Origin of the sequence: Embleya sp. NPDC005575, assembly GCF_040605455.1 — a bacterium.
Classification (GTDB): domain Bacteria; phylum Actinomycetota; class Actinomycetes; order Streptomycetales; family Streptomycetaceae; genus Embleya.
Genome location: NZ_JBEXCV010000299.1, coordinates 1 through 4385, shown reverse-complemented (window position 1 = coordinate 4385; position 4385 = coordinate 1). Strand labels below are relative to the sequence as shown.

Annotated in this window: 2 protein-coding genes; one reads left to right on the top strand and one right to left on the bottom strand. The window is 70.9% G+C overall.

From position 1 onward, the window contains the following. Positions 1–1166 precede the first annotated feature (1166 nt). Complete coding sequence (locus tag ABZS54_RS42250) at positions 1167–2594, bottom strand: DUF234 domain-containing protein (protein ID WP_355548562.1); 1428 nt, start codon at positions 2592–2594, stop codon at positions 1167–1169. Between the two features lie 725 nt (positions 2595–3319). On the opposite strand from ABZS54_RS42250, the gene ABZS54_RS42245 reads away from it, so the two are divergent. Beyond that, entirely contained in the window at positions 3320–3595 is a 276-nt protein-coding gene (locus ABZS54_RS42245; protein WP_355548559.1) for a hypothetical protein, read from the top strand. Positions 3596–4385 lie beyond the last annotated feature (790 nt).

The window sequence follows — 4385 nt, the reverse complement described above, 5'->3', positions numbered from 1 at the left end:
GACAACCCGACGCGGTCATCCCTCCCGCACAGCACCGGACTTCATGCCTGACCAGCGGAAACTCAACGATCACATTCGATATGACAACGGCTTCTAAGGGCAGGTCCCGCCAAGACGCCCGACAGGTCCGCTCCGCGGCCCACCGCCAACATCCGGCGAGCGAACCGCCGCCGGCTCGCGAGCACTGCCTCCGGGCTACCACAAGCGCGCCCCCGGCAACCCACCAGGACCCCTCGACAAGCCCCTGGACGCCCTCCTGCGGCCCTCGACACCCCGATCCGCCACACACCGCCACCGAGGCCGGACAACGCCACACAGCACCATCGACAGGCCCGGCACCGGATCGACAAATCCAACCCGAAAGTCGTGAGGAAAACCGGAGAGGAAAACAGGACAGGAAGAACCTCGCCCCCCGCCCCGGGGGGACGACACCCGGGTACAGGCCGGTCGGCCCCGACACACACAAAGACCGACCACGAAACCCCACGATCCGCGTCAATCAACATGCGAACCCGCAGGCCACCACACCCGACACCACCCACAAAACCCGAACGGCGACAGGTCCGCTCCGCGGCCCCCACCGCCACATCCAGCGAAGGAACCGGCGCTGCGCCGCAGACCACGAACCGGCCCTCCACGGCCACCTCAGACCCACCCCGGCAACCACCAGGAACCCCTCGGCAAGCGAGCTGGACGCCCTCCTGCGGCCCTCTCGCGCCCAGATCCGCCCCTACCCATCAGCCGGCACAACGCCGCCGACAGGCCCGGCACCCCATCAACAACCCGACCCGAAAGTCGCGAGGAAAACCGGATAGGAAACTCGACAGGAAAAGGCGTCGCCCGAACCCCCGCCCCTGCGGAACCGGTTCGGGCGCAGGTACGCCAGGACCCACCCCCGACCCGCGCCGACAAGTGACTCCACCACGACCACACACGGCACAGCGAGCGACGCCGTCGGCACCGAACCGACACGAAGCCGCGGCCGTGCGGCGCCGGCCGCGGGACGACACGGACAACATCCCGGACCGTGTCGGAGAAGCCGGGCCTGCGCACACGCGGCCATCGTGGTCGGAGGGCGTATCAGGATGTCCTTGATAGTCCCCCGTCTACCTCGGGCCGGGTGCCGGGGGCGAACCGCGCGCCGGCCGGGCGTCTCGGCATTCCCGCTATTCCCAGGCCGTGAGCAGGTCTTGGGGCCCGTAGGCGTAGTCGATGCCTTGGGTAGTGATGCCGGAGCGGCTGGCGGCGACCAGCGGGGTGTCCGAGGTGGCGCCGGGCAGGCGGTCGCGGTGGACGGTCAGTGCGGCCAGGTCGCGGTGGTCGAACGCCGCGCCCTCGAGCCATTTGATGGAGCCGACCGCGGCGACGTGTTTGGCGATGGGTGCGCGGTCGGCCGCGACGATGTCGATCTCGGGGTCGTTGGTGCGGGTCCAGTAGCCGCCGAACGCCTCGCATCCCGGGGGGAGCCGGTCGGGGGGGAGCAGGGAGAGGGCCTCGCGCACCACGGGTTCGACGGCGCGGCCGCGCCAACTGCTCCACGAGGTGCGCAGGCGTCGGTTGGCCCGGTCTCCGCGGCCGCGTTCGATCTCGGCGAGGTGCGGACCCACGAAGGCCAACCACAACCGCAGGTGGGGGTCGGTGACCCGGTAACGGGTGTCCTTGTTCGCGGGTTTGGTCGACAGGGGTGTCTCGGCGGCGACGATCCGTTTGTGGATCAGGAGGGTGAGGGCGCGGGTGAGGCTGGCGCCGGCGATGTCGCCCGCGGCGCGGGCGATGTTGGTGAACGTGCGTTCCCCGCTACCGATCGCCTCCAGGACTCGGCGAGCCTGGGCCTCGGTGGGGAACTCGGCGGCCAGGCTGCGTTCGCCCGACACCACCAGGGCCGAGAGCGGGTCGGCCAGGCAGGCCGCAAGGTAGGTGTCGGTATCCATGCCCGGCTCCCATTCCGCGCACAGCAGCGGCAGGCCGCCCGTGGCCAGGTACGCGTCGAACGCATCGGCCGCGGGCAGATCGAGCATGGCGGCGACCTCGCGCGGGTTCAGCTGCGGGACGACCATCTCGGTGGCGCGCTGGTAGAACGGGCGCCCGTAGGTGCCCATCGCCTCCATCATGGCCAGGTCCGAGCCGATGCCGATCAGCAGCACCGGCCTGCGGGACAACTCGCGGTCGAAGAGCTTTTGCAAAGTGCCCTCGAACGCCGCGTCCTTCTCGACGAGGTACGGCATCTCGTCGAACACCACGATGCTCGGACCGTCGGTGGGCAGCGCCGCGGCCAGCAGGCGCAGCGCGGCGTCCCAGCCGTCCGGGTGCGCACCGGCGAACAGGGCGGCCCCGGGCAGATCGGACGCCGCGGCCTCGGCGACGAACAGGTCGATCTCCTCGCGGGTGGTCCGGGTCGAGGCGGTGAAGAACACACTCGGCACACCGGCGCGATCGACGAACTCCTCCACGAGACGGGACTTGCCCACCCGACGCCGCCCACGCATCAACAACGCCGTCCCCGGCCGGCCGCCGGGCGCGGTCTGTCGCCTGGCGCGGCGCAGCATCTTGTCCAACTGCCGCAGCTGCGGCTCACGCCCGATGAACTCCGTCATGCCGTCCCTACTCACATCGATGTTTGTTTCATTAATGAAACTTACATGAATGATAGTTATTTGATCGGCGTGTGGCAACGACGCTTCCCGGCAGGGCCGACCGGTGATCCCCTCATGTGTCCGATGCCACCCACGCATCGACTCGATGGGGGTGATTCGACACATCGGATGCCCGCAGGGACGGAGGGAACCTCCGAGTGGGGGCGCAAGGCGCCTGTCGGGCGCCCATGGCCGGCGGCAGGCGCGCGGCGACGGTGCGTGTGCGACTCGGTTCGGGTGGCGCGGTCGCGGGCGGTGACGCCGGGAGTGATTTTCGGGTGTCGGGTTCGGGTGGGTGGACCCCACGCGGCGGGTTCGGCGTCTGGCGATCGGGGACGGTCGCCGGGCGCTTGTGGCAGTGCGCCGAGGCGCCTAGGCGGGAGGTGGTGTCGGTGGTGGCTCAGTGGCCGTAGGGGTCGCGGTACGGGGGCATGGTCTTGGTGACGTTCTCAAGGATCGGTGCCATGCGGTGTGGTGGAGCAGACGTTCGGCGCCATCAACACGCTGTTCTGCCGGCATGTCGCCGGTCACACGGGTTCGCATGTCTTGTTGCGCGGGCGGGACGTGGCGGACGAGGCGTGTTGGGCCGTTCCGCAGTCGCAGGACCTGTTCGACGAGTGGATCGTCTGCGGGTGGCAGAGGCTGCCGCGCGAGGGTTTGCGCAATCCGGTTTGCCCCGTGCCCCGTTGTCGCCGAACCAAGCGTGGGCGGCGCTGATCGCGATGTGCGGGTATGTGCCGCTGCCGTTGACCGGGCGGGACTACCTCGAGTTGTTGCCGGTGCGGTGGCATCGCATCACCGAACGCGGGATCCGGATCGACCACCGCACCTACGACCACGAGGTCTCGGACCCTGTCCGGGGCAGCCCTCCGGAGTCGGTGGCCGGCAGGGCGGGTGGGAGGTCCACCACAACCCCCACGACGGCCGCCGGATCTGGGTCCGGTTGCCGGACGGGCAACTGACGGAGATTCCCTGGATCCACCGTGATCATGTCCATCGGCCGTTCGACGACTGCATGTGGCGCCGGGTGAGAGCGGGCGTCGACGGACACGGGGATCGCGAGCGGCACGAGGCGGAACTCGCCGACGCCCTCGACCGGCTCATGCGCCGCACGCGAAACACCGCCGGGACACCGCCGAGGAAGAAGGGCCGCAGGAGCCCCGTCACGGCCCCCGACACCGCGGCCGTGCTCCCGGGCCTGGCGATCGGGTTGCCGGAGCCTCGCAGGCCGGACGACGTGGCCGGGAACGGCGCGGGGATGCCGTCCGGGGCCGCGCCGGGTGGCGGGCAGGACGCCGCGCCCGGGTCGGCCGGGCCTGCGCGGACCTCGGGGAGCGGCCCTGTTCCGGGCCGGGAGTGGGGCGACAGCCTCGACGCTCTCGCCCACACCGACCCAGGCGGCGAGAACGCGGACGAGAACGAAGAGGGGGACGCGGCGGGCGGGGAAGACTGTGGCGATGTGTCGCCGGATGCACCGAGGGCCGGGTTCGGGCTGTATGACGCGCAGGCGGAGGCGGAGTCGTGGTGAACTCCCCGGCCGGCGCCGCCCGTTCCGCGATACCTGTGGCGGGGACGGCGAAGACCGCGCGTGTGTCCGGCGGCAGGGGCGGGGCCGCGTGCGCTGCCGCAGAGGCGGGTGATCGGGCGAGGCCGCGGTCGCCGGCCACCTGGGAGGGCCGGCGGGATTTCGTCGGCGCGCCCGTTCCGGTCCCTCCCCAGCCCGACGCCGAACTGCGGGGTGTGGAGGAACGC